Below are 840 nucleotides of genomic sequence, written 5' to 3'. Positions count from 1 at the left end.
GCCCGGGCGTCGCCCCAGGGCGGGGAGAGGCTCAAGAGGGGTTTGCTCTGCTCGAAGTAGCGTTGCCCTCCCGGCTCGACAACCCAGGTGGAGCGAGCATCGGAGGACGCGTTGAGTGGCACGTCAGCTCGTCTGGTCATCGGGATGGACCCGCACAAGCGCTCTGCCACGATCGAGGTCATGGCCCGCGACGAGACCGTCGTCGGCGGCGGCCGGTTCGACACCGACCGCGACGGCTACACGGCGATGAGGAAGTACGCCAGCCAGTGGCCGCACAGGGTCTGGGCGATCGAGGGCTGCCAGGGCATCGGCCGGCACATCGCCAACCGGCTGATCGCCGACGGCGAACAGGTCGTCGACGTCCCGCCGAAGCTGTCCGCCCGGGCGCGGGTGTTCGCCACCGGGCAGGGCCGCAAGACTGATGCCACCGACGCCCACTCCATCGCGCTGGTCGGCACCCGCATGGCCGGGCTGCGCCCGGTGGTCAACGATGAGCAGCTGGCCCTGCTGCGGATTCTGGTCGACCGGCGCCGCTCCCTCGGCGAGGACCACACCCGGATGGTGTCCCAGCTGCATCAACTGCTGCTGGAACTGATCCCGGGTGGGGCGAAGAAGAGTCTGTCCGCCGCCCAGGCCAAGGCACTGTTGGCCACGGTCCGGCCCCGTGACGCGGTCGGCAAGGCCCGCCGGCGGGTCGCCGCGGAGCTGATCAGTGACCTCGAACGGGTCTACCGGCGCTCCAAGGAGGCAGACAAGGAACTGACCGAACTGGTCACCTCCACCAGCACCACGTTGATGGACCTGCACGGCATCGGACCCTCCGGCGCCGCCCGGCTGCTG

Annotated in this window: 2 protein-coding genes; one reads left to right on the top strand and one right to left on the bottom strand. The window is 70.0% G+C overall.

Going from position 1 to position 840, the window contains the following annotated elements:
* Positions 1–182: hypothetical protein (locus EAD96_RS31335; RefSeq protein WP_233585307.1), on the bottom strand; the 182-nt coding region annotated here is incomplete at its 3' end.
* Here EAD96_RS31335 and EAD96_RS00205 point away from each other — a divergent pair.
* A partial coding sequence (locus EAD96_RS00205; protein WP_233585305.1) for a transposase occupies positions 181–840 on the top strand: 660 nt, incomplete at its 3' end. The genes EAD96_RS31335 and EAD96_RS00205 overlap by 2 nt on opposite strands.

Source organism: Micromonospora sp. BL1, assembly GCF_003667485.1.
GTDB lineage: Bacteria > Actinomycetota > Actinomycetes > Mycobacteriales > Micromonosporaceae > Micromonospora > Micromonospora tulbaghiae.
The sequence above is the reverse complement of the archived record's forward strand: the minus strand, read 5'-3'. Positions and strand labels throughout refer to the sequence as shown.